We start from the raw sequence: 21,828 nt of genomic DNA on the forward strand, positions 1-21,828 counted from the left end.
ACGAAGGCCCCGGGAGCGCCGCAGACCAGACACGAGCGCAGGGGGTATGGACATAGTCGAGTTACGGACACCTACAGCGATACTGCGTCACGGCGGCGGCAGGCTGATCGTCCTGCGACCAGGGTCCGACGGCGAGCGCGTGCTCGATGTCCCGGTCTCCGACCTGCTGAAGGTCCGGCTGAACCGGCGCGCGGACGACGCGGTCGTCATCGAGATCTATCTGCGTTACCCGACGCCCGTGCTCACCGGCGTGCCCGCGGACCGCACCCCGCTGCCGGTCCTGATCGCCGAACACGACGTTCCGGCGGCCACCGAGATCGTCGACCGACTCAATACGCAGATCATGGCCACCCAGCGCATCGACGTCGCGGCGCCGGATCTGTGCCCGCCCGCGCCCACCTGGGGCCGCGGCGGTCCCATCCGCGCTGACGTGGAGCGGGCGACGCGCAGAATGTCTCCCCGCCGCGACGCGAAGCAGGCGATAGCGGCTCTGCATCGTTACGTGACGCCGGACGAGTACGTCCTGGAGACCGCGATCGCGGTCGCGCACCCGCCCGCGGGCAGCGGTCCCGGCCTGCTCGCCGCCACCACGGCGCGGCTGCTGTTCGTCGCCATTGGCGACGGCCGTTACGCGCACGAACTCCCGATTCCGGTGGTCGTGTGGGCCCGGGTCACCGACACCCCGGCCGCGGGCCGCGGCGAGATCGGTCCCGGACGCGGCGCGACCGGCATCGAGGTGCACGACGGCAGCCGAACGCTGTATTTCTCGGGCGCCGACCGCGCCGACACCGATCGGGTCACCTGCGCGGTGAACTTCGCGGTGCGCCGGGAGTCCGCCGACGGCGCCGCGGGCTCCGCCGATCCCGGTGTGGCCCAGTTGTACTCGGAGTGGGAACTGCTGGTCGAGCGGCACTCCCTCGGCATGGTCGACGACGCCCAGTTCCAGCGCTACGGCCGCGGAATCCTGCGCTCACTCCCCGACGGGAGCTGAGTTCAGCGCGATCCGCCGCCACGGGCTGGTCGGGCGCAGCCACAGTCGCAGCAACTCCTTGCGGCGGTCGACGCCGCCGTTCTTCAGCTCCGCCAGGTCCTCACAGGCCTGCCAATAGGTCCAGCCGGTGAGATAGGCGTCGCCGAACTGGCGCCAGTTACGGTACTTGCTCTGCGCCAGCGGGAGGGCGCGCGCCAGATAACTCCAGGCCACGTCGGCATCGAGGTACCCGGCCGTGTAGGCCATCCTGGCCACCGCGACCACCCGGGCCAGATCCCAGGCGTGGATGTCGCTGGGCAGCGGCCGCGCCAGATGGTCGGTGAATCCGATCTTGATCGCCTGCGACCAGATGTCGTAGTCGCGGACCAGCGCCTCCGGATTGTCCATCCCCCGAAACGCGCCGACCTGCCGCAGGAACGCCCGGTGCCGGTCGGCGCGCTCACCGAACCGATCGCGCTCGCTGGCGTTGATCGAGGCCGTCACCAGCGGGTGCACCAGCGCGTAGAGCGGGGCGTGCATGCCGTCGAGCAACTGCTCCATCGACGCCTGCGCCTCGGTGCCGTCGGTGATGCCCCACGCACCGGTGAGCGTATCGATGGCCAGCTCGCGCCGATCGCCGAGCGGATGCGCCCGTTCCGGGCCGAGCAGCAGCGCGTCGTGGAACGCGTCCCAGCGCGCCGAGTAGAAGGCACCGAGGGCCAACGCCCGCAATTCGTCGTCGGATACCGCGGCGCCGGACCAATGGTCTTCCTCTCGCTCGTCCAACTCCGCGTACGGAAAGGTCGTCAAGGTGGGTACACCGCGCGAAGACATGCCCCGATTGTTCCCCATCCCGCGCGGCCGACGCGCGGTATTCGCGGATGGCGCCGATGTCGCCGCAGCGGACCCGGGGGCGTCCAGCGGGCGAATCGATTTCGGCCTCGGTTACTTCTTGCCCTGACGCATGTCGTGATCTGGGGCTAGTGTGCTCGCATGTGTAGAAACATCACCGTCCTGCGTGGTCTGGAACCTGCCGCAACCGAGCAGGAAATCTATGCCGCCGCACTGCAGTACGTGCGCAAGGTCGGTGGCGTGTCCGGCCTGAGCTCGACCACCAAAGCGGCCGTCGACAAGGCCGTCGCGGCCATCGCAGAGGCGACCACCACCTTGCTCGCCGAGTTACCCGACCGGAGGGTGGCGCCGACCACCGAGCCACCGCTGCGCCGCATCGCCGCCCGCGAGGCCGTGGGCGACTAGCCGGCGGTTCAGGGCAGGGCGTCCGTGCCGTAGACGGCGACGCACACCAGTGCGATCTCCAGCGGCAGGCCACGCTCCTCGATCGGATATCCCAGTAGTTGTTCGATCCGCTGCACGCGGTAGCGGACCGTGTTCTTGTGCACACCGAGCACCTTCGCGGTGGCCTCCGGGCTGCGTTGGCTGCGCAGATAGGCGTGCAGCGTCTCGCGCAGCCGCGCGGCGTGCGCGTCGCGCCCGGCAAGTGCGCCGAGTTCCCGCTCGACCAGCCCGCGCATGGCCGCTTCGTCCGCGCCGGCGAGATAGGCGATCTCCACCGTTCGATAGCCCGTGACCCGAGGACCGCCCGCGGGCGCGCGCTCGGCGACCTGCCGCGCGGCGACCGCCTCACGATGACTGCGGCGGAAGCCCGCGATCCCCCCGGCGGGCACGCCGAACGCCACCCGCACCGGCGCCTCGACCTGCACCGCGGCCAGCCGCTCCACTTCGCCCGGCGCCGCGAGTTCGGCGCCGTGTTCTCCGTCGTCCGTACCCGCCCACGCCCACATCGCGCTGGCGCCGGACGCAACGGTGAGCACCCGCGCGCTGCCCAGTGCGGCGGCCAGCCGCGCCGCGACCCGATCCAACAGCCCGGTCGCCTCCGCGTCCGCACCGGTGGGCTCGCCGGTCGGCTCGTCGGTCCACAGCACGAAGGCCAAGTGCCGCTGCGACAGGCGGTATCCCAGCCGCACCGACGCCTGCTCGACGTCCACGTCGTCGCCGTCCAGCAGGGCGCGCACCGTCTCGGCGCGCCGGTTGAGCGCGGCGCGCAAGACCTGCTCGCGTTCCTCCATGTAGGTGTCGGTGAGCAACTCGACCGAGGTGCTTATCCACTTCGTGGCCCGGTCGAACAGCCGCAGCAGCACCACGCGCTCGAGTTCCGGCGTGGCCTGCCGCTGCTCGACGACCTCGGTCATGTAGTCAAGCACCGCCTCCATGCCCACGTGATAGACCCGCAGCAGCAGCCGCAACTCGAAGCCGCGGCGGGCCACGCTGCGCGCGAACGCGTGCGCCTCCTCCGGCAGCGAGAACTCGAAGGCGTCGCTGGCCAGGCGGCTGAGCACGATCCTGGCGTGCGCCCGGGTGCTGGCCGCGAGGTCGCGGCGCATATCGCGATCGGCGAGTTCGGGGATGCGCGCGATGATCACGTCGTCGAGCCGGGTGACGATCCGCTCCAGCACTTCCGCGCGTGTCGTCTCGTAGACGTATTCGGCCAGCCAGTCGCGCACTTCGTCGGGCGCCGGGCTCGGCCGGACCGCGCCGCCCCGTGGCGGACCACCGGTCATCGCGCTTCTCCTTCGGCTCGGCGGATGCTTCGCCACTCTTTGTACCAAGAAACCAAATTTGCCTATTTTCCTTGACAATTCGGGCCAAGAAACTTGGTTCGGATTGTGTCACGATCATAGTTCAGTGGCCTGCCTCACAGCAGTCAGCAGACCGCGGTTCAACACAACGTCAGTGGGAGAACAGCAGTGACCAACACCGAACCAGCGCCCGCGACCGAGGCGCAGGCACGCGAAACGACCGCGAAGAAGGACGGTCCCGCCGTCATCGAGGTGCGCAATCCCGGCACGGGCGAGGTCGTCGGCACGGTGCCGGACGAGACCGCGGACGCGGTCGCGGCCAAGGTCCGCGAACTGCGGCTGTATCAGCCGGAATGGGAGGCGATCGGCCCCGAAGGACGCAAGGTCTGGCTGCTGAAGTTCCAGGACTGGTTGATCGACAACACCGACCGGCTGGCCACCGTATTGCAGTCGGAAACCGCGAAGCCCCGGGTGGACGCCCTGATCGACCCCGGTTTCGCGACCGATCTGATCGGCTACTACGCCCGCCGCGCTGCGAAGTTCCTGGCCGACGATCACCCCTCGCCGCACAGCCCGCTGGCCCGCGTCAAGCGGCTGACCACGGTCTACCGGCCCTATCCGGTGGTCGGCGTCATCACACCGTGGAATTTCCCGTTGGCCATGCCGGTGATGGACGTCTTCCCCGCCCTCGCCGCCGGGGCGGCCGTCATCCTCAAGCCCTCCGAGGTGACCCCGCTCTCGGCGCTCGAACTGGCCAAGGGCTGGGCCGAGATCGGCGCGCCGCCGGTCTTCGCGGTGGTCACCGGTGCGGGTGCGACCGGAGCGGCCGTGGTCGGCAACGCCGACTACATCCAGTTCACCGGCTCCACCGCGACCGGCCGCAAGATCGCGGCCGCCTGCGTGGAACGGATGGTGCCCTACAGCCTGGAACTGGGCGGCAAGGACCCGGCCATCGTCTTGGCCGACGCCGACCTCGAGCGCGCCGCGCACGGCATCGCCTTCGGCGGCATGTTCAACTCCGGCCAGGTCTGCATCTCGGTGGAGCGGGTGTACGTCGAGGCACCGGTGTACGACGAGTTCGTCGCCAAGCTCACCGCCAACGTCAAGGCGCTGCGGCAGGGCCTGGACGGTCGCGATTCCGAATACGACGTGGGAGCGCTGGCCAACGAGAACCAGGTGGCGATCGTGCAACGCCACGTCGAGGAGGCCGTCGCGGCGGGCGCAAAGGTCCTCACCGGCGGCAAGCGGGCCGGATTCGGCACCGCCTTCGAGCCGACCGTGCTGGTGGACGTCGATCACTCCATGTCCTGCGTCACCGAGGAGACCTTCGGCCCGACGCTGCCGGTGATGAAGGTGGCCGACGAGTCCGAGGCGGTACGGCTGGCCAACGACTCCGTCTACGGCCTCTCGGCGTCGGTGTGGACCGGCGACAAAAAGCGGGGCGAGCGGATCGCACGGCAACTCGACGCCGGTGCGGTCAACATCAACGACGTCTTCGCCAATCTGTTCAGCTATGCCCTGCCGATGGGCGGCTGGGGCCTGTCCGGTGTCGGCGCCCGCTGGGGCGGTGCGAACGGCGTGCGCAAGTACTGCCGCCAGCAGGCGATCACCACGCCGATCCTGCCGACCCAGCAGAAGGAACTGTTCTGGTACCCGTACTCGATGCCGAAGCTGCTGTTCGCACTCGGCGCGATGCGTGCGGCGGGGGCGCGCGGCCTGCGCCGCCTCGACCTTCCGGCCCTGTTGAAGCTGAAGGGAGGCGACAAGTGACCGAAGCGAAGCAGATCCGCGGCAAGGTCGTCGTCATCACCGGTGGCGCCCGCGGCATCGGGCTCGCCACCGCGACCGCCCTGCAAGCCCTCGGCGCGCAGATCGCGATCGGCGACATCGACGAGACCACGGTCAAGGAGTCGGGCACGGCACGCGGCTTCGAGCTCTACGGCAGGCTCGACGTGACCGATCAGGATTCGTTCGACGGGTTTCTGGACGAGGTGGAGCGCACCCTCGGCCCGATCGACGTGCTGATCAACAACGCGGGCATCATGCCGACCGGCAAGCTGGTGGACGAGCCGGATCCGCTGACCAAGCGCATCCTGGACATCAACGTCTATGGCGTGATCCTGGGCTCCAAACTGGCGCTGCGCCGGATGCTGCCGCGCGGCAGCGGGCACATCATCAACATCGCCTCGCTGGCCGGTGAGGCCCACATCCCGGGTCTGGCCACCTACAACGCCAGCAAGCACGCGGTGCTGGGATTCACCGACACGCTGCGGGAGGAGTACCGCGGCACCGGCGTGCGCTTCTCCTCGGTGCTGCCCACGCTGACCAACACCGAATTGGGCTCCGGCGTCACCGCGCCCAAGCTGATGCGCGCCGCCGAACCGGAGGAGATCGCCGACGCCGTCGCGAAGCTGATCGTCGCACCGAAGTCGAAGGTCAGGGTTACCGCGGTGGCCGGGTTCATCTCCCAGTTCGTCGGGCTGCTGCCGGAAGCGGTCGGGGACGGCATCGGCCGGGCGCTCGGGTCCGGCCGCGCCTTCCTCGCCGACGTCGACGCGGACAAGCGCAAGGCCTACGAGGAGCGCGCCCGCGGGGTGTGAAACACAGCGCGGAGCCGAGGCGCCGCGGCCGGGATTCGTCTCGGTCGCGGCGCCTCGCTTTGTACCGCGAGCAACACTTCGAGCGCCGTTCGCCCCAGCCATGTGAGGAAAATCACGCGAGGTCTCGATTACATCGACCAGACGGCCAGCGGCAAATTTTCAGCCGGTGATCGACACCCGCCGAGATGGCCACAATCCGCCATCACCCCTCCGGGAAAGACCTCATTCATGCTGGTCAACTGCCCAACTATGACGGCAGGAGGGCAACAGCTGCACGCATGCCGAGAATTCGCCAACCGGTTGATGCGCAACACCATCGCAGGCAATATGCTGTCCCTAACAAACCTGCCGACTGTTTCGGCACCCGTATCCGAACTTTTCGGCCTGATAAGCCTGGAAATTCCGGACTGATTCTGATAGCAAGGGGCTATGGACCCGCATTTGCGCGACCTGCGGTATTTCGTCGCCGTCGCTGAGGAACTGCACTTCACCAACGCCGCTCAGCGGCTGCACATCGCTCAACCCACCCTGTCGCGTCAGATCCGTCAGCTGGAACGTCAGCTCGACGTGGTCTTGTTCGACCGCAACCAGCGCAGTGTCGCGCTGACCGTCGCGGGCAAGGAACTGCTCGAAGGCGCCCGCAAGATCTTGGAGCTGTGGGAGGTCACCAACGTCTCGCTCCAGGAGGCGGGCGAGGTGTTGCGCGTCGGCATCCAGTCCGCGCTGGGTCGCGGTCTGCTCAGCGATCTGGAGAGCGCGAGCGGGCATCGCCTCGCACTGCACGCCGCTTCATGGACCGATCCCTCCAGCGGGCTCGCCGGACGCCAGGCCGACCTCGCTCTGGTCTGGCTGCCGCTGCCGGACCAGAGCCGCTATCGCTGGCAGGTGCTGCGCACCGAACCGCGGTGGGTGCTGCTGCCGGAGAACCACCCACTGGCCGTCTCGGAGACCATCGAGTTCGCCGATCTGCTCGACGAACCGTTCGTCGCGCTGCCCACCGAAGCCGGTGCGGTGCGCGATTTCTGGCTCGGCAATGACGGACGCGCGGGCCGTCCGCCGAAGATCGGCGCCGAGGCCGCGACCGCCGAGGACAAGCTGGAGGCCGTGAGCCTCGGTCTCGGCGTGTGCCTGCTCGCCGAGAACAACGTGCCGATGTACCGCTGGCCGGGGCTGACCGCGCGTCCCGTGTCGGGGCTCGCACCGTGCGAGCTGGCCGTGGCCTGGCGGGCCGACGACAACCGGCCGACCATCCTCGAGTTCGCGGGCCGGGCCGTCGAGGGCGGATTCGCCGCGCAGCAATCGCCGGTCAGCGTCTGAATCGGCCCGCCGTGGTGGCGGGCGCCGTGCGCTGCCACGGATAGTGGGCCTCCAATTGCGCGGCCAGCCGTAGCAGGGTGGATTCGCTGCCCGGCGGCCCGGCGAGCTGGGCCGCCACCGGCGTAGCCGACCGAGGATGCTCACCCATGGGGACGGATGCGGCCGGCCAGCCGACCAGATTCCATAGCGGAGTGAAGGGGGCGAACCGCGCGCCCGCCAGCAGCGTGGCCGGCCGATTGCGGAAGTGCCAGGCCCGCACCGGGGGCGGCGGGGCGGCGAGCGTGGGAGTGATCACCACGTCGTAATGCTCGAAGAACTCCAGTAGTCGCGCCTCGACCCGGTCGATCTGGGCGGGCCGCGCGAGCCGTAACCGATGCACCGTCCGGCCCAGGGCCAGTCGATGCCGGGCTCTCCGGGATAGCTGGTCGGGCTCGGGTAGCGCGGGAGCATCGCGTGCACCGAGGGCCAGCCAGCGTAGGGATGCCGCGAACAGCGCGTTTCCGTACGGTAGCGCGGTCGGTTCGACGAGATGGCCCGCCGCCGCGGCCAGCGAGGCCGCTCTGCGGGCCGCGGCCGTCCAGTGCGGGTCGACGCGCGTCAGGCGAGAAGGTGGATCCACGGCCAGTCCGATCCGTAGTCGGGCGGGTGGATCCACCTCGGCTAGGTCCGGCCGCGCCGCCAGCACCGACAGCGCCAGTGCGGCGTCGTCCACGCTCGTCGCGAGGACACCGCTTTCGACCAATCCGGACCAGGCGCCCGCACCGGGGACGGTGTACTGCCCGGGCTTGATCCCGAAGACGCCACAGCACGCCGCGGCGACCCGCACCGCGCCCAAGCCGTCGCAGCCGTGCGCTACCGGGACCAACCCGGCCGCGACGGCGGCGCCTGCCGCGCTTCCCGCGTTGCGTGCGGGGTTCCACGGATTGCGGACGACCGGTTCCGTGCCCGCGCTGGTCACCCATCGGCTCAGCTCGGGCGCCGCCACGTGGCCCACGACCACCGCGCCCGCGGCACGCAGCCTGGCCACCACCGGATGATCCGCGGCGGCTGCCGGGCCCCAGGGCACCGGCTCGCCCGCGATCGGGACGCCGTGTTCGACCGCGACCGGGACACCGGCCAGCGGTAGTACATCGAGGTCGTCGCGCTCCATCAGACCGACCGACTCGGCCATCGCCTGTTCGGCCCGGACAACGCTGAACGCGGTGTGTTCGCGGTCCGCCGCCGAGATCCGCGTCCCGGCATCCGCGGCCACCTGGCCGGGGTGCAGCAGGCCGTCTCGCACGCACGCCGCGATCGTCGCGGCCGGACCGCGTTCGAGACCGGCCTCGGCTTCCCGAGCGCTCTGCGGCCGTACGCCCGCGGCGGCCCCGAGCGGTCGGATGAGGACCGGTTCGCTGGTCTTCGCATTCGGAATGGTTGTTCGCGGCGCGGCGCGTCCCGCCGATATCGAGCCGTCCGCCACGATTGCGGCCTCGTCAGACATGTGCTGGTCATCCCCCGTCGCGTCGTTGTCGAAATCGGGTGATCCACTGTCGTGCCGCAAGTTATCATTTCGAATACGGCACGGGGGATGATGGTGTGGGGTGTGGCGGAAATTTCCGGCCATCCGACAACGACCGATGCGGATTCCGCGGCGTCCGCCGAGCCACAAGGTCCGAGCATGAGTGCGAACTCTGGAAGAAGTTCCGATCCCGACACAGGTGTTTCCACCCGTCCGAGGGGTGGCGAGTTGTCGCATGCCGAATCGGACGCGGTAGCGGCGTTCTCGGCGGCATGGAAATCGACCCGGCGCCCGCCGACGATCGCCGATTACCTGCCCGACGCCACCACGTTGCGTCGCGAGGCATTGCTCGAGCTGATCCGCGTCGACTTGCGCCATCGCTGGTTGCGTCGCCCGGTGACGGCCACGAGCACCGTGCCGGAACCGGCCACTCGGCTGCGTTTGGCCGATTACTGCGCCGAATTCCCCGAACTCGCGTCCGACGATATTCCGGCCGGTCTGGTGTACGAGGAGTTCGTCATCCGCCGCCAGAGCGGCGAGCGAGTGGATCCGCGCGAATGCCTGCGCGAATATCCGCGTCAGGCCGAGCAACTGCGCGAGTTGTTGAACACCGACGACATCGATCAGAGCACCCGCCGCGCGACCACCGAGGATTCTTCCCGGACCGTTTTGGCGCATACCGGATCGGTCCTCGCCGACACCGCATTGAACCGAACCGCCGAGTCTGTTCGTGATTCCGAGGTGACCAGAACGACCGCCGCCGATCTGACGGGCACGGCCACCGCCGCGCCCACGACGATCGGGACCGGGCCGGGCCGCTCCGACCCGCTCGACCGCATCGAGATCGGTCAGCGTATCGATGACTTCGATCTGCTGACCGGTCTGGGCAGCGGCGCGTTCGCCCGGGTCTTCCTGGCCCGGCAGCGCTCGCTGCAACGGCTGGTCGCGGTCAAGATCTCGTTGGACCACGGCACCGAGCCGCAGACGCTGGCCCAGCTCGACCACGACTACATCGTGCGGGTCTTCGACCAGCGGCTGCTCGACGACGCCGAGGGCGCCGCACGCAGGCTGCGACTGCTCTATATGCAGTTCCTTCCGGGTGGCACGCTGCTGGGCGTGTTGCGCTGGGTGCGCGCCACCCCGCCCGCCGAGCGCAGCGGCCGGCTCCTGCTGGACGCCGTGGACGCGGCCATGGAGGAGAAGGGCGAGATCCGGCCGACCGACTCCAGTGTGCGCGCCGAGATCGCGAAGCTGAGCTGGCCGGAGACGGTGGCCTGGCTGGGTCGCAGGCTGGCCGAGGCGCTGGACTACGCCTCCACGCACGGCGTGCTGCACCGCGACGTGAAACCGGCCAACGTGCTGCTCACCGCCGAGGGCGTGCCGAAACTGGCCGACTTCAACATCAGCTTCAGCCGTAATGTGGAGGGCACCAGCCCGGTGGCCTACTTCGGCGGCTCACTGGCCTACATGTCGCCGGAACAGCTGGAGGCCTGCCACCCCAGCTTCGGCCGGAGCGCCGCCGACCTGGACACCCGTGCCGACATCTACTCGCTTGGCGTGGTGCTCTGGGAGTTGCTGACCGGCGCGAAGCCGTTCGACGACCGGACGGCGGGCGCGGGCAATCAAGGCGACGACACCACACTGGAGGCCATGCTGGAGCGGCGCAGCGCCGGCGTCGACGAGGCCGCGTTGGAGCGGGTCCCGGCCGACTGCCCGGCCGCCTTGTGCCGCGTATTGCGGACCTGTCTCGCCCCGGACCGGGCCGACCGCTGGTCCAGTGGCACCATCCTGGCCAGGCAGCTGGAGATGTGCCAGGACGCGCGCGCCCGCGAGCTGGTCGACCCAGCGCCGAACAGCTGGCGGCGCCGGCTGCGCCCGCACATCGTCCCGGTGGCGCTGGCGGCGATGGCGCTGCCCAACGTGCTCGCCTCGCTGTACAACATCCAGCACAATCAACACCTGATCATCAGCCGGATGACCGAGGAAGCCCAGCAGACCTTCCTCATCATCACCGGCGCCGTGAACGCCATCTTCTTCCCGACCGGCATCGCGCTCGTGCTGTACATGGCGAGATACGTGCTGACGGTGCCGCGTGGCCTGCGCAAAGGGCGACGATACGACCCGGAGACCCTGCGGCGTGCCAGACGCGACGCGCTGCTGATGGGCGACCGAGCCGTGGCCGTGGCCTTCTCGCTGTGGGTGCTGGCCGGACCGGTCTTCCTGATCGCACTACAGGTCTCGACCGGAGGGATATCGACGCGCTCCGTGGTGCACTTCTTCTCGTCACTGGTGGTGTGCGGTGCGATGGCGGTCGCGTATCCCTTCTTCCTGCTGACCTTCTACATGGTGCGGTGCGTCTACCCGCTGTTCCTCCGGCACGGGGACATCAGCCCGGAGGACGCGGTGTGGCTGCGCGGCCTGGACCGGCGCTGCAACGGCTACCTCGCGGTGGCCGCCTCGGTGCCGCTGCTCGCGGTCGCCGGGGTGACCTTCCTGCCCCCGTCCGACATCCCGTCGGTCATCTTCGCGGTCCGGCTGCTGTGCGTGGGCGGCATAATCGCGTTCGTGGGGACCTATCTGATCTTCCGTGCGCTGGAAGCGGATCTGCGGGCGCTGGAGCGGGTGGTCGATCCCGAATCCGCCGTAACGGAGCCCGCCGAGGGCAGGTCCGCCGAGGGCAAGTCCGCCCGAGCGAACAAGACCGCCGCGGAGACCGCCGCGTGAGCTTGCCCCGTACCCATGCCGTCGCCCGGTTCTCCGCCGACTGGCAACGCAGCGTCCATGGCGACCGGTTGCCACCGCAGATCCGCGACTACGTACCCGACGGCACGCAGGTTCGCTTGGCGGTTCTCGCCGACCTGATCCGGGTGGATATGCGGCGGCGCTGGGAACACGAGGGGCTCGGCAAACACATCGCGGAGTACCGCGAGGAATTCCCCGAAATGGCGGACAGCCCGGAACTGGTCGATCTGCTGTGCGAAGAATTCCTGGCGCGCCGTGAACTCGGATCGCTGCCGCTGGAGGACTTCCTCGCCGAATATCCGGAGTTCGCCGGCGCGATCCGCGAACGTCTCGCCGATTTCGCCGACGACGCGGGGACGAACGCCGAATCGAGCGAAGCCGTCGCCGCGCTGGCCGACCTGGCGCCCGGTCTGCGAATCGACGACTTCGACCTGATCACCGATCTTGGCGCCGGGCTGCTCGGCCGCGTCTTCCTGGCCAGGCAGCGTTCCATGCAGCGGCTGGTCGCCGTGCGGTTCTCGGCCGGCCGGGCGGCCGCTCCGCGCACCATGGCCCAGCTCGACCACGCCCACATCGTGCGCGTCTTCGACCAGCGGGTGCTCAGCGCCGACGCCGCACGCACGCTGACGGTCGCCGGTGCGCCCGCGAACGGCGGCCACGCCATCGCAGGTACAGCCGACGCGGATGCGACTCTCGCCGCGCCACCGCCCGCCCGCCCACTCTCCTTCGCGGATTCGGACGCCACGGTCGGAGCCCCACCGGGCCACCCCGGCGACGACGCGACGATCGCACAGCCCAGCGCCCGGCGAGCCGACACAGCTCACATCCGACAGTCCACCACGGACGACGCGACAATCGCCCCACCCAGCGCTCCTCATGCCCGCCGTTCCGATGCGGCGCTCATCCAACTGCCCACCACAGACGACGCGACAATCGCCCAGCCCCACACCCAACCGGCCGACGCCACACGCAGTCGACGATCCACCCCGGACGACGCCACAATCGCCCAGCCCCACACCCAACCGGCCGACGCGACACGCAGCGGACGATCCGGCACGAACGACGCCACGATCGCCGCGGCGGCCGATGCGTTCACCGCGCCAGAAGACAGTGACGACACCGCAGTCGCCGGTACGCCCCGCCCACGCCGGGACGGTGCGCCGATCTCCGAGCACGCTGCCGGGCGACCCCCCGGATCCGGTGAGGGCACCGCGGTTCTCGCCGCTCCGGACGCGACGGTGGTCGACCAGTCGATCGATCCAGACGCGACCGTGGCGGGCCCGCCGACCCACACCGGCTCCGCGCCCGCCCGACCGCCGTTCGTACCGGACTCCCCCGCGAGCGTCCCCCCGCGCCTGGTCTACATGCAGTACCTCCCGGGCGGCACAGCGGTCGGTCTCCTCGAGCAACGCCGTCGCGGCTCGGTGACCGAGGGCGGCGCACTGCTGCTGCGCGCGCTGGATACCGCCATGGAGGCCAAGGGCGAGATCCGGCCGTCGGATTCCAGCGTTCGTGCCGAGATCGCCCGCCTGACCTGGCCGGAGACCGTGGCGTGGGTGGGCAGGCGGTTGGCCGATGCCCTTGACTACGCCGAGCACCACGGCGTGCTGCACCACGACATCAAGCCGGCGAACGTGCTGTTCACCGCGGAGGGCATCCCGAAGCTGGCCGACTTCGCTCTCGGCGAGGCGGCCCGCGCTTCGGCGCCGCACGGTCCCGGCGCGACCGGCGCCCTGGCCTACCGCTCGCCGGAGCAGCTGGCCGTTTACCTCGATCCCGCCGCGCCGGCCCCCGGCAACGGCAGCGACGTGTACTCCCTCGGCGTGCTGCTGTGGGAGATGCTCACGGGCGCTATTCCGTTCGACGATCCGCCGCTCACCGAGGACGGCCCCGCCACCGAGACGTACGCGGCGATGCTCGCGGTGCGCCGCCGCGGCGTCTCGGCGGAGGCGCTCGCGCGCCTGCCGGAAGACACCCCCGCCGCGCTGCGCCGCGTGCTGCTGGATTGCCTGCACGCCGATCCGGAACGCCGCTGGCGCGGCGGCGCGGAGCTCGCGGGCCAGCTCGACCTGTGCCTGGACGCCCGCGCTCGCGACCTGGTCGATCCCCCGCCCGACAGCCTCGCCCACCGAGCCCGCGCATGGCTGCTCCCGGTCGCGGCGCTGTGCGTCGGCGTGCCGAACGTGCTGGCCAGCTTCTACAACATCCGGCTGAACCAGAGCCTGATCATCGACCGGATGTCGGCCGCGGACCAGGAGAAGTTCGCGGCGGTGGGACTGATCAACAATCTCGTCGCGTTCCCGGTCGCCGCACTGCTGCTGCTGTTCATGACCCGGCGGCCGCTCACCATCGCCTACCGCCTCGGCCGCGGCTCCGGGTATTCCGCGCGCACGCTCGCGAAAGCGCGCCGAGACACCTTGCTGATGGGCGACTGGGCGGTGTGGATACCCTTCGGCTTCTGGCTGGTCGCGGGCATCATCTGGCCGCTGGGACTGGCCTCTTCCGGCGTCGCGCTGCCGCGCGGCACCTTCCTGCATTTCTTCGCGGCACAAGTGGTGTGCGCGGCGATCGCGCTGGCCTATCCGTTCTTTCCGATCATGGTCTACGCGGTGCGCTCGATCTATCCACAACTTCTGGTGCGCGGCGGTATCGGTCGCGACGACGAACGTCAGCTGCGCGCGCTGGCCAGGCGCGGCAGTCTCTATCTCGGTGTGGCGGCGTCGGTTCCGCTGCTGGGCGTGGCGAGCGCGACCTTCGTCGAGGCCACCGACCTGGAACTGGTGATCGTTCCGGTGCGCGTGCTGAGCGTGGGTGGCATCCTGGCTTTCGTGCTGACCTATCGACTCTTCCGGCTCCTCGAAGCGGATCTGCTCGCGCTGGCCAGGGCGATCCCGCAGCGTCCGCGATGACCACACCGCGCCCGTTCGGGCGACTGGTGAGCCTCTCGCACGTCCACGATCCGGTCACCACCCCGCTGTACCCGGGCGATCCGGAATTCCGCGCCGACGTGGTGGCCACGATCGCGGACGACGGCTACCACCTGCGCTATATCCAGCAGGGCGAACACACCGGAACCCATTGGGGCGCACCGGTTCATTTCCGTGCCGACGGGCTGGCCGCGCACGAACTGGAACTGGACGATCTGCTGTTGCCCGCGGTGCGGATCGATGTGCGGCAACGCTGCGCGAACGATCGCGACTACGCGATCACGGTCGACGACCTGACGCGGTGGGAAGCCGGACACGGCCGGATTCCGGACGGCGCGGCAATAATCGCCTGGACCGGCTGGGACGCCAAGTGGGGTACGCCGGAATTCGTCGGCACGGGTGAATCCGCCGGTCGGCAACCAGGTTTCGCGGTGGAGACGGTGGAATGGCTGCTGCGCGGCGGCAGGCTCGGCCGTCGTGGCGCGCTCGGCATCGACACGTTCGGCCCCGATGTGGGCGTCGACGAGACGTACGCGGTGTCCAAGCTGCTCTACGGCGAGCACCGGATCAGCTTGGAATGCTTGGCGAACCTGGCCGCGCTGCCCGCGACCGGGGCGTGGGTGCTGGTCGGCGGACCGCTTTACCGCGGCGGTTCCGGTTCTCCGGCAACGATCTTCGGCATCCTGCCCGGCTGAGCCTCAGCCGCCGTAGACCTTCGGGTCCAAAGTGCCGATGTAGGGCAGGTCGCGGTAGCGCTCCGCGTAGTCGAGGCCGTAGCCCACGACGAACTCGTTCGGGATGTCGAAGCCGACGTGCGCGACCTCCACGGGCGTGCGTAGCGCGTCGGGCTTGCGCAGCAGGGTGACCACCTCGAGCGACGCCGGATTGCGGGTGGACAGGTTGCGCTTGAGCCAGGACAGCGTGAGCCCGGAGTCGATGATGTCCTCGACGATCAGGACGTTGCGGCCCGCGATGTCCTTGTCCAGGTCCTTCATGATGCGCACCACGCCGGAGGACGAGGTCGACGACCCGTAGGACGAGACGGCCATGAACTCCATCTGGGTCGGGATCGGCAAAGCCTTGGCCAGGTCGGTCATGAAGAAGATGGCGCCCTTGAGCACACCCACCAGCAGCAGATCGCCCTCGGGAGCATCGGGCGGATACCGCTTGGCGATGAGTTCGGCCAGCTCCTGGGTCTTGGCGGCGATCTGTTCCTCGGTGATCAGCACCGACGCGATGTCGTCCCCGTACACGTCAGCCGGATTCCCTTCCGTGGTGGTGAGCCCGTTGGGCCGGTTGGGTCTGCTTCATCGGTCCGATGCCATCCTCGCCCAGCCTCAGTGTCAGCCTGCCATGTTCACGCCCGGCGACCAACCTGCAATCCGGCCGCCCTCCGCCGACCGCCACGCCACCCTGCCCGCGCCAAGCCGTAACCAGTTCGTCGACTGCCTGTAAATGCTTGGTGGTCAGGGCTTTCGCTCCGTTGTCGAGCAGCCATGCCCGAATTGCCCGTTTACGGAGGGCCGCGGGCGCAGTGGCGAGGGTCTCGATCACCAGCGCCCGCCCATCACTCGCGGTGTGCCGCAGCTCGGCGGCGAGCGCGTCCAGGACGGCGCCGTCCTCCCGCAACTGCTCGGCCGTGCGTGCCAGCGCGGGGGCCACCCCGCCGCCGAGAATCCGCTCCAGCAGCGGCAACGCCTCGGTGCGCAGCCGCACCCTGGTGAACTCCGGCGCCGCGTTGTGTGGATCGTCGTGCGGCGTCACGCCCAAATCGGCGCACATCTGCCGGGTGGTCTCCCGGCGCACGCCGAGCAACGGCCGCCCCCACGGCTCGGCGCAGGCGGCCATCCCTTGGATCGAGCGGCCACCCGAGCCTCGCGCGAGCCCGAGCAGCACCGTTTCGGCCTGGTCGTCGAGGGTGTGCCCGAGCAGCACCGGCAGGCTCGCGCGCGCCGAGTCCAGCGCGGCATAGCGGGCCCTTCGGGCGGCGGCTTCCACACCGCCCTCGGTGCCGACCTCGACCGTGAGCACGCGGGCAGACCGGCAGCCCATGGCCAGGGCTTGTGCGGCCGCTGTGGCCGCGACGGTCCCGGAACCCGGTTGTAAGCGATGATCGACCACCAGAGCGTCGACCGCGTTCGTCTCGACCACCGCCGCCGCGGTCAGTGCCAGCGAATCGGCGCCACCGGACAAAGCCACCGCGACTGCCTGTTCTTCGGTCTCGCGCGGCACGTAAACGCTCAGCCAGTCGCGGACCGCCCTGCGGACGGCGAGCACGGCCGCGGTCTCGGGCAGCCGCCGGGGGGTACCCGCGGCGGGCGCTCGCCCGGGACCGGATGACCCGGTCTCCGACCCGAAGCGCCCGGGTGTCGTTCCTGGCGCACGCCCCATGGGCGCAGCCTACCGGCCGACCGCGACCGGCGATCCATCGCAGTGGCCCCGCTCGCTCAGGCCAGCACGCGCTCGATCCAGCGCCGCGGATGCTCGATCTCGTCGGTGCGCGGCAGCGTCTCGGCATCGGTCCACACCGTGTTGAACCGCGTCATCCCGACGGTGCCGACCACCTCGTCGACGAACTTCTTGCCGCGCACGTATTGGGCGACCTTCGCGTCCACGCCGAGCAGGGCGCGCAGGAGGCGTTGCACCGGGTTGGTCGGACGCCTGCGCCGCTGGTCGAACGCGGTGCGGATCTGCTCGACCGACGGGACCACCGCCGGGCCGACCGCGTCCATGACGTGGTCGGCGTGCCCTTCCAGCAGGGTGCCGAGCATGAGCAGCCGATCCAGCGCCGCGCGCTGCGGCGGCGCCTGGGTGGCACGCAGCAGGCCGACCACACCGCGCGCGGCCGGGTCGTCGGAGGCGGCCCCGCGACGACGGTCGCGCACCTCGTCCACCAGCCGGGACAGCATCTCGCTCACCGGCTCTTCGGCGACCTCGCCGAGAACCTCGACGTTGGCGCGCATGTAGTCCCCGAGCCAGGGCGCGGAGGAGAACTGCACCCGGTGGGTGACCTCGTGCAGGCAGACCCAGAGCCGGAAGTCGCTCGGCGACACCCCGAGGGCCCGCTCGACGGCCACGATGTTCGGCGCCACCAGCAGCAAGGTGCCGTCATCCCCTGTGAACGGGTCGTATTGACCGAGAATCGCCGTGGACAGGAAGGCGAGCATCGCGCCCGCCTGCACACCGGCGGGTTTGCCCGCGAGAAGTTTGCGGTCCGGCCCGGCCGCACCGGTCCCGGTGAGCTGGGCCATCGAGTCGGCGGCGGCCGTGATCCACCCCGGCCGGTCGACGATCCTGGCCGAAGGGACCGGCCGGTCGTCCAGCAGTCCGCTGACCTCACGTACCGGCGCCTCGGCCCGCACCGAGGAATCGGCGAGTTCGGCGACCACCTGTTCGGCAGAGTAGCGCGACGTGCGCGGACCCGCCGGAACCAGAGCGGAGCCGGTTTTCGCGGCCAAGCGCCAATCGACCACGCCGGACAGACCCGAGCGGCCCTTTCGCCGCTCGACCCCATCGGCGGAGCCGAATTCAGCTGCCTCGGAACCTTGCTGGGTCATGATCAACCACCCGTCAGGAGCATCCACAATTTCGCAGCGTGCCTGCGATCGCGTCCAACGCGGGCCTGCTCACCTCCGGCGGTCGATCGTTCGACATCAAAGCGAAGGTCAGCACCCGCCCATCGGCGTCCAGCACATACCCGACCAACGCGCTGGACACCGACAGAGTTCCGGTCTTGGCCCGCACCCAGCCCGCGCCCTGACGGTCCCGGGCGACGTAACGGCTGGTCAGTGAGCCCGTGGCACCCGCGACCGGCAGATCGTCGAGCATCGGCGCCAAGGTGGCCGCGACCCGGTCGTTCTCCGGCTGGGCCTTGGTACCGGCCGGTTTCACCGCCGTGGCGCCGGTGGGCTCGGCCGCGCTCGCCACGACCCGGTCGAGCAACCGCGCGGGAATCCGGTCGTCCACCGAAAGCCCGCTGCTGTCGTGCATATCCAGGCCGGACAGATCGAAACCGGCCTTGCTCAGCGCCGCGCGCACCGCGGTGGCCCCGCCGGTGAACGACGCCTCGCCGCCGGTGGCCGTGGAGATCTCCCGTCCGATCGCCTCGGCGAGCACGTTGTCGGAGTGGACCATCATGTCGCGCAATCGGTCGCGCAGCGGCGCCGAGCGCACGGAGGCGATCTCGGCCGCACCGGCGGGCGCGGCGCCCGCGCGGACCTTGGCCGGGTCCAACCCCAGATCGGCGGCCAAGCGCCGCCCAGCGTCGAGAGCGGGCGTCGCGGTGCGCGGCGAGTACTCGACGAGCGGTTCCAAGCGGCCGCCGTCGATCATCACCGGCTCGATCGGGGCGATGGAGCCCTCGGGGATGTCCACCGGGTCCCAGCCCTGCGCCATGGTGGGGCCGGTGTAGGCGGAGGTGTTGACTACGATCGTGTCCACCGCGCGCCCGGCCGACTTGATCTGGGTGACCAGGTCGGACAGCCGCGGCCCGTTCGGGTAGTACCCCTTGCCGTCCGGTTGCGCGGTGAGCGTCGGGTCGCCGCCGCCGACCAGTACCAGTTCGTTCGGCGCAGCGCCCGCGACCACCTTCGTGATCAGACGGTGCTCGCCGGGCAGCGTGAGCAGGGCCGCCGCGCTGGTGAGGATCTTCGCGGTGGACGACGGGATCATCGGCCGGTTCGCGTCGCCGCTCCACAGCACGATCCCGCTGTCGGCGTCGGTCACCTGACCCGCGAACGCGCCGAGGTCCGGATTGGCGATCACCGGGGCGAGCGCGGCGGCGATCCCCGCCGGGCTCGGCGCGGAATCGGTGGAGCGGGCGGGACCGACCTGCGGAGACGGCTCGACCGGAGCGGGCGGGTCGGCGATGGTGAGGTCACCGTGCCGGAACTCGTCGGTCCACGGCCGCACCGCGAGCAGTGCCACGGCGGCGGCGACGATCAGGACGACCACCGTGCTCGAGATCCAGATCCACCTGTTGCGGCGCCGCCGGGCGGCCAGCCCACCGATGTTCTCGTTGCCACCAAACACGTCGCCGCCGCTCTCCTGACCGATTCCCGCAGCAGCCGCCTGCCGCACCCATATCCGCGACGCCCACACTATCCTCGTTGCGCAACCGTTCCCCCGAACAACCTGGCGAGTCGGCGCAGTCCGCAGCGGCCGAGTCGGCAGTCGCCGAAAAGCAGCCGAGTCGCCGAGCTCGGCACCGATGCACGAAGGAGATGGCGTGGAGTTCGACGTCACTATCGAGATCCCCAAGGGTTCCCGGAACAAGTACGAAGTCGATCACGAGACCGGCCGGGTCCGGCTCGACCGGTTCCTGTACACGTCCATGGTCTATCCCGCCGACTACGGCTACATCGAGAACACCCTCGGCGAGGACGGTGACCCGCTGGACGCGCTGGTCCTGCTGCCCGATTCGGTGTTCCCCGGCGTGATCGTGGAAGCCCGTCCGGTCGCTATGTACAAGATGACCGACGAGGCGGGCGGCGACGACAAGATCCTGTGCGTGCCCGCGGGCGACCCGCGCTGGGACCACATCCAGGATCTGAAGGATGTGCCGGAGTTCGAGCTGGCCGCGATCAAGCACTTCTTCGAGCGCTACAAGGACCTGGAGCCCGGCAAGTTCGTCAAGGGCTCGGAGTGGGTCGGACGGGCCGAGGCCGAGGCCGAGGTGGAGGCGTCCATCCAGCGCCTGAAGGACCAGGGCGGGCACTGAAAGCCCTCGGGCACAACGAAAGCGGGGAGTCCGGTAGGCACGGACTCCCCGCTCCGTTTCCCGGGCGCGAAAGATGAAAAGGGGCACCCGGAAACCGGATGCCCCTTCTCGGCGTCAGGTGGCTCAGTAGTAGATGTACAGGTCGTAGCCGTCCCAGGACTCGATGCACTCCCAGTAGTAGCCGCCGGTGCTGGGCGACTCGCCGTCGGCCCGGCAGGCGTTCAGCGTGGCGTAGGTACCGATGTAGGTGCCGCCGTAGGCGACATCCTGGTAAACCGGCGCGGCCGAGGCCGAAGCAGCCGTCGACACCCCGGCGACGGCGGCGGTGGCCAGCAGACCAGCGGCGAGGATGGACTTGATACGCATTGTTCTTGCTCCTGAATGCGAGGCGAAATTTCCGACGTCCCAAACGATATGGACGATCGGCGCCTCGCACAGCCACCCCTAGGGTGAGGGCAAGGCAACCCTGAGGCGAATCACCTTGCCCACCCTCGATACCCACCCTTGGGGCTCGGCACGGCGCACTCGCGGAGTACGGGCGCGCCGCGGGCGTCACTGACCGCGGAATTCGGGCGCGCGTTTTTCGAAGACGGCCTTGATCGCCTCGGTGAGGTCCTCCGACGGCAGGAACGCGGCGTTCCACGCCGAGACGTAGCGCAGGCCCGCGGCGACCTCGTCCTTGCGGCGCTGATCCAGCACATCCTTGACGCCCTGCACCACCAGCGGCGGGTTCGCGGCGATCTCGCGCGCGGTGGCGTGTGCCGCGTCCAGAGCCGCTTCCTGGTCCGGGAAGACCTCGTTGACCAGGCCGATCTTCTCCGCGCGCGCGGCGTCGATGTCCTTGGCGGTGTAGGCCAGCTCCCGCAGGTGCCCCTCGCCGATGATGCCGGGCAGCCGGTGCAGCGAACCGATGTCGGCGACGATCGCGACCTTGGCCTCGCGCAAGCTGAACTTGGCGTCGGCGCTGGCATAGCGGATGTCGACGGCCGCGATCAGGTCGAGCCCGCCGCCGATGCACCAGCCGGACACCGCGGCAATGACCGGCTTGCGGCAGTCCGCCACCGCCGTGACCGAGGCCTGCATCTTGCGCAGGTCGGTGAGGAAGTCGGTGCGCGGCGCGGCCAGGGCGCGATCTGCCATGAGCGGACCGAACGTGCCGCTCATCGCGGGCAGGTCCAGACCGTAGGAGAAGTGCTTGCCCGAGCCGGTCAACACGATCGCGCGCACCTCGGGGTCGGCGTCGAGCGTCTGGAAGACCTCCGGCAACTCGCGCCAGAAGTCGGGACCCATCGCGTTGCCCTTGCCGGGCCCGATCAACGTCACCTGCGCGACGTGATCCTTGGTTTCGACGGTGAAAGCCTGCCAATCAGTCATTTGTACAGCGTATCGAGACCACGCCGGGCGGGTATCCCGGCCCGCGCGAGCTCGGTGTGCGAGGATTCGCCGCGAAACCTC

At 69.8% G+C, this 21,828-nt stretch carries 19 protein-coding genes; 10 read left to right on the top strand and 9 right to left on the bottom strand.

Going from position 1 to position 21,828, the window contains the following annotated elements; translation table 11 throughout:
* Positions 1–46 precede the first annotated feature (46 nt).
* Complete coding sequence (locus ABZ420_RS25865; protein WP_357127592.1) at positions 47–991, top strand: hypothetical protein; 945 nt, start codon at positions 47–49, stop codon at positions 989–991.
* Here ABZ420_RS25865 and ABZ420_RS25870 read toward each other — a convergent pair.
* Positions 971–1,804, bottom strand: a complete 834-nt coding sequence (locus ABZ420_RS25870) for a DUF1266 domain-containing protein (RefSeq protein WP_195078012.1) — start codon at positions 1,802–1,804, stop codon at positions 971–973. The two genes, ABZ420_RS25865 and ABZ420_RS25870, sit on opposite strands and share 21 nt — an antisense overlap.
* 159 nt (positions 1,805–1,963) lie before the next feature.
* Between ABZ420_RS25870 and ABZ420_RS25875 the strand changes: the two genes are divergently transcribed.
* Positions 1,964–2,227, top strand: a complete 264-nt coding sequence (locus ABZ420_RS25875) for a DUF2277 domain-containing protein (RefSeq protein ID WP_357043723.1) — start codon at positions 1,964–1,966, stop codon at positions 2,225–2,227.
* Between the two features lie 8 nt (positions 2,228–2,235).
* Here ABZ420_RS25875 and ABZ420_RS25880 read toward each other — a convergent pair whose 3' ends face one another.
* On the bottom strand, positions 2,236–3,549 hold the full coding sequence (locus ABZ420_RS25880; RefSeq protein ID WP_357127595.1) for a helix-turn-helix domain-containing protein: 1,314 nt from the start codon (positions 3,547–3,549) through the stop codon (positions 2,236–2,238).
* Positions 3,550–3,735: 186 nt separating this feature from the next.
* Between ABZ420_RS25880 and ABZ420_RS25885 the strand changes: the two genes are divergently transcribed.
* The 4 genes from ABZ420_RS25885 (at position 3,736) to ABZ420_RS25900 (ending at position 7,484) form a co-directional block, all read left to right on the top strand.
* Positions 3,736–5,337 (top strand): aldehyde dehydrogenase family protein, encoded by a 1,602-nt coding sequence (locus ABZ420_RS25885; RefSeq protein ID WP_357127598.1) that lies wholly within the window; start codon positions 3,736–3,738, stop codon positions 5,335–5,337.
* Complete coding sequence (locus tag ABZ420_RS25890) at positions 5,334–6,167, top strand: SDR family oxidoreductase (protein WP_357127601.1); 834 nt, start codon at positions 5,334–5,336, stop codon at positions 6,165–6,167. The genes ABZ420_RS25885 and ABZ420_RS25890 overlap by 4 nt, the downstream gene beginning before the upstream one ends.
* Before the next feature lie 102 nt (positions 6,168–6,269).
* The gene (locus ABZ420_RS25895) at positions 6,270–6,578 is read left to right on the top strand and encodes a hypothetical protein (protein ID WP_357127604.1); all 309 of its coding nucleotides are present in this window, start codon (positions 6,270–6,272) and stop codon (positions 6,576–6,578) included.
* A gap of 18 nt (positions 6,579–6,596) precedes the next feature.
* The gene (locus ABZ420_RS25900) at positions 6,597–7,484 is read left to right on the top strand and encodes a LysR substrate-binding domain-containing protein (RefSeq protein ID WP_040864525.1); all 888 of its coding nucleotides are present in this window, start codon (positions 6,597–6,599) and stop codon (positions 7,482–7,484) included.
* On the opposite strand, the gene ABZ420_RS25905 is transcribed toward ABZ420_RS25900, so the two are convergent.
* The gene (locus ABZ420_RS25905; RefSeq protein ID WP_357127608.1) at positions 7,474–8,967 is read right to left on the bottom strand and encodes an amidase family protein; all 1,494 of its coding nucleotides are present in this window, start codon (positions 8,965–8,967) and stop codon (positions 7,474–7,476) included. The two genes, ABZ420_RS25900 and ABZ420_RS25905, sit on opposite strands and share 11 nt — an antisense overlap.
* 177 nt (positions 8,968–9,144) lie before the next feature.
* Between ABZ420_RS25905 and ABZ420_RS25910 the strand changes: the two genes are divergently transcribed.
* From ABZ420_RS25910 to ABZ420_RS25920, 3 genes are read left to right on the top strand one after another with little or no spacing between them, the layout of a single operon-like run.
* On the top strand, positions 9,145–11,709 hold the full coding sequence (locus tag ABZ420_RS25910; RefSeq protein WP_357127611.1) for a serine/threonine-protein kinase: 2,565 nt from the start codon (positions 9,145–9,147) through the stop codon (positions 11,707–11,709).
* Positions 11,706–14,636, top strand: a complete 2,931-nt coding sequence (locus ABZ420_RS25915; RefSeq protein ID WP_357127614.1) for a protein kinase — start codon at positions 11,706–11,708, stop codon at positions 14,634–14,636. Before ABZ420_RS25910 ends, ABZ420_RS25915 begins: the two co-directional genes overlap by 4 nt.
* A complete protein-coding gene (locus ABZ420_RS25920; RefSeq protein ID WP_357127617.1) occupies positions 14,633–15,349 on the top strand; it encodes a cyclase family protein in 717 nt (238 codons plus the stop codon). The genes ABZ420_RS25915 and ABZ420_RS25920 overlap by 4 nt, the downstream gene beginning before the upstream one ends.
* 3 nt (positions 15,350–15,352) lie before the next feature.
* On the opposite strand, the gene hpt is transcribed toward ABZ420_RS25920, so the two are convergent.
* Genes hpt through dacB form a run of 4 tightly spaced genes read right to left on the bottom strand, consistent with a single transcriptional unit; the run spans position 15,353 to position 19,664 of the window.
* Complete coding sequence (gene hpt, locus ABZ420_RS25925; protein ID WP_040864524.1) at positions 15,353–15,907, bottom strand: hypoxanthine phosphoribosyltransferase; 555 nt, start codon at positions 15,905–15,907, stop codon at positions 15,353–15,355.
* Position 15,908: 1 nt separating this feature from the next.
* Positions 15,909–17,045: a tRNA lysidine(34) synthetase TilS gene (gene tilS / locus ABZ420_RS25930; RefSeq protein ID WP_357127620.1), complete on the bottom strand. Its 1,137-nt coding sequence runs from the start codon at positions 17,043–17,045 to the stop codon at positions 15,909–15,911.
* A 56-nt stretch (positions 17,046–17,101) separates the two neighbouring features.
* Entirely contained in the window at positions 17,102–18,211 is a 1,110-nt protein-coding gene (locus ABZ420_RS25935) for a zinc-dependent metalloprotease (protein ID WP_357127623.1), read from the bottom strand.
* Positions 18,212–18,224: 13 nt separating this feature from the next.
* Complete coding sequence (dacB, locus tag ABZ420_RS25940) at positions 18,225–19,664, bottom strand: D-alanyl-D-alanine carboxypeptidase/D-alanyl-D-alanine-endopeptidase (RefSeq protein WP_357127743.1); 1,440 nt, start codon at positions 19,662–19,664, stop codon at positions 18,225–18,227.
* Between the two features lie 217 nt (positions 19,665–19,881).
* Here dacB and ABZ420_RS25945 point away from each other — a divergent pair, with 217 nt between their 5' ends.
* Complete coding sequence (locus ABZ420_RS25945; RefSeq protein WP_040864523.1) at positions 19,882–20,373, top strand: inorganic diphosphatase; 492 nt, start codon at positions 19,882–19,884, stop codon at positions 20,371–20,373.
* A 123-nt stretch (positions 20,374–20,496) separates the two neighbouring features.
* Here ABZ420_RS25945 and ABZ420_RS25950 read toward each other — a convergent pair whose 3' ends face one another.
* A complete protein-coding gene (locus ABZ420_RS25950; RefSeq protein WP_357127626.1) occupies positions 20,497–20,739 on the bottom strand; it encodes a hypothetical protein in 243 nt (80 codons plus the stop codon).
* 186 nt (positions 20,740–20,925) lie between these two features.
* Positions 20,926–21,747, bottom strand: coding sequence for a crotonase/enoyl-CoA hydratase family protein (locus tag ABZ420_RS25955; protein ID WP_357127629.1), 822 nt, complete (start codon positions 21,745–21,747; stop codon positions 20,926–20,928).
* Positions 21,748–21,828: the final 81 nt, after the last annotated feature.

Origin of the sequence: Nocardia sp. NPDC005745, assembly GCF_040630775.1 — a bacterium.
Classification (GTDB): Bacteria; Actinomycetota; Actinomycetes; order Mycobacteriales; family Mycobacteriaceae; genus Nocardia.

What these genes read in the sequence shown, in the direction of transcription:
- ABZ420_RS25865 (WP_357127592.1), top strand. Translation starts at nt 47, where the DNA reads ATGGACATAGTCGAGTTACGGACACCTACAGCGATACTGCGTCACGGC.
- ABZ420_RS25870 (WP_195078012.1), bottom strand. Translation starts at nt 1,804, where the DNA reads ATGTCTTCGCGCGGTGTACCCACCTTGACGACCTTTCCGTACGCGGAG.
- ABZ420_RS25875 (WP_357043723.1), top strand. Translation starts at nt 1,964, where the DNA reads ATGTGTAGAAACATCACCGTCCTGCGTGGTCTGGAACCTGCCGCAACC.
- ABZ420_RS25880 (WP_357127595.1), bottom strand. Translation starts at nt 3,549, where the DNA reads ATGACCGGTGGTCCGCCACGGGGCGGCGCGGTCCGGCCGAGCCCGGCG.
- ABZ420_RS25900 (WP_040864525.1), top strand. Translation starts at nt 6,597, where the DNA reads ATGGACCCGCATTTGCGCGACCTGCGGTATTTCGTCGCCGTCGCTGAG.
- ABZ420_RS25905 (WP_357127608.1), bottom strand. Translation starts at nt 8,967, where the DNA reads ATGTCTGACGAGGCCGCAATCGTGGCGGACGGCTCGATATCGGCGGGA.
- ABZ420_RS25910 (WP_357127611.1), top strand. Translation starts at nt 9,145, where the DNA reads ATGAGTGCGAACTCTGGAAGAAGTTCCGATCCCGACACAGGTGTTTCC.
- ABZ420_RS25920 (WP_357127617.1), top strand. Translation starts at nt 14,633, where the DNA reads ATGACCACACCGCGCCCGTTCGGGCGACTGGTGAGCCTCTCGCACGTC.
- tilS (WP_357127620.1), bottom strand. Translation starts at nt 17,045, where the DNA reads ATGGGGCGTGCGCCAGGAACGACACCCGGGCGCTTCGGGTCGGAGACC.
- ABZ420_RS25935 (WP_357127623.1), bottom strand. Translation starts at nt 18,211, where the DNA reads ATGACCCAGCAAGGTTCCGAGGCAGCTGAATTCGGCTCCGCCGATGGG.
- ABZ420_RS25950 (WP_357127626.1), bottom strand. Translation starts at nt 20,739, where the DNA reads ATGCGTATCAAGTCCATCCTCGCCGCTGGTCTGCTGGCCACCGCCGCC.
- ABZ420_RS25955 (WP_357127629.1), bottom strand. Translation starts at nt 21,747, where the DNA reads ATGACTGATTGGCAGGCTTTCACCGTCGAAACCAAGGATCACGTCGCG.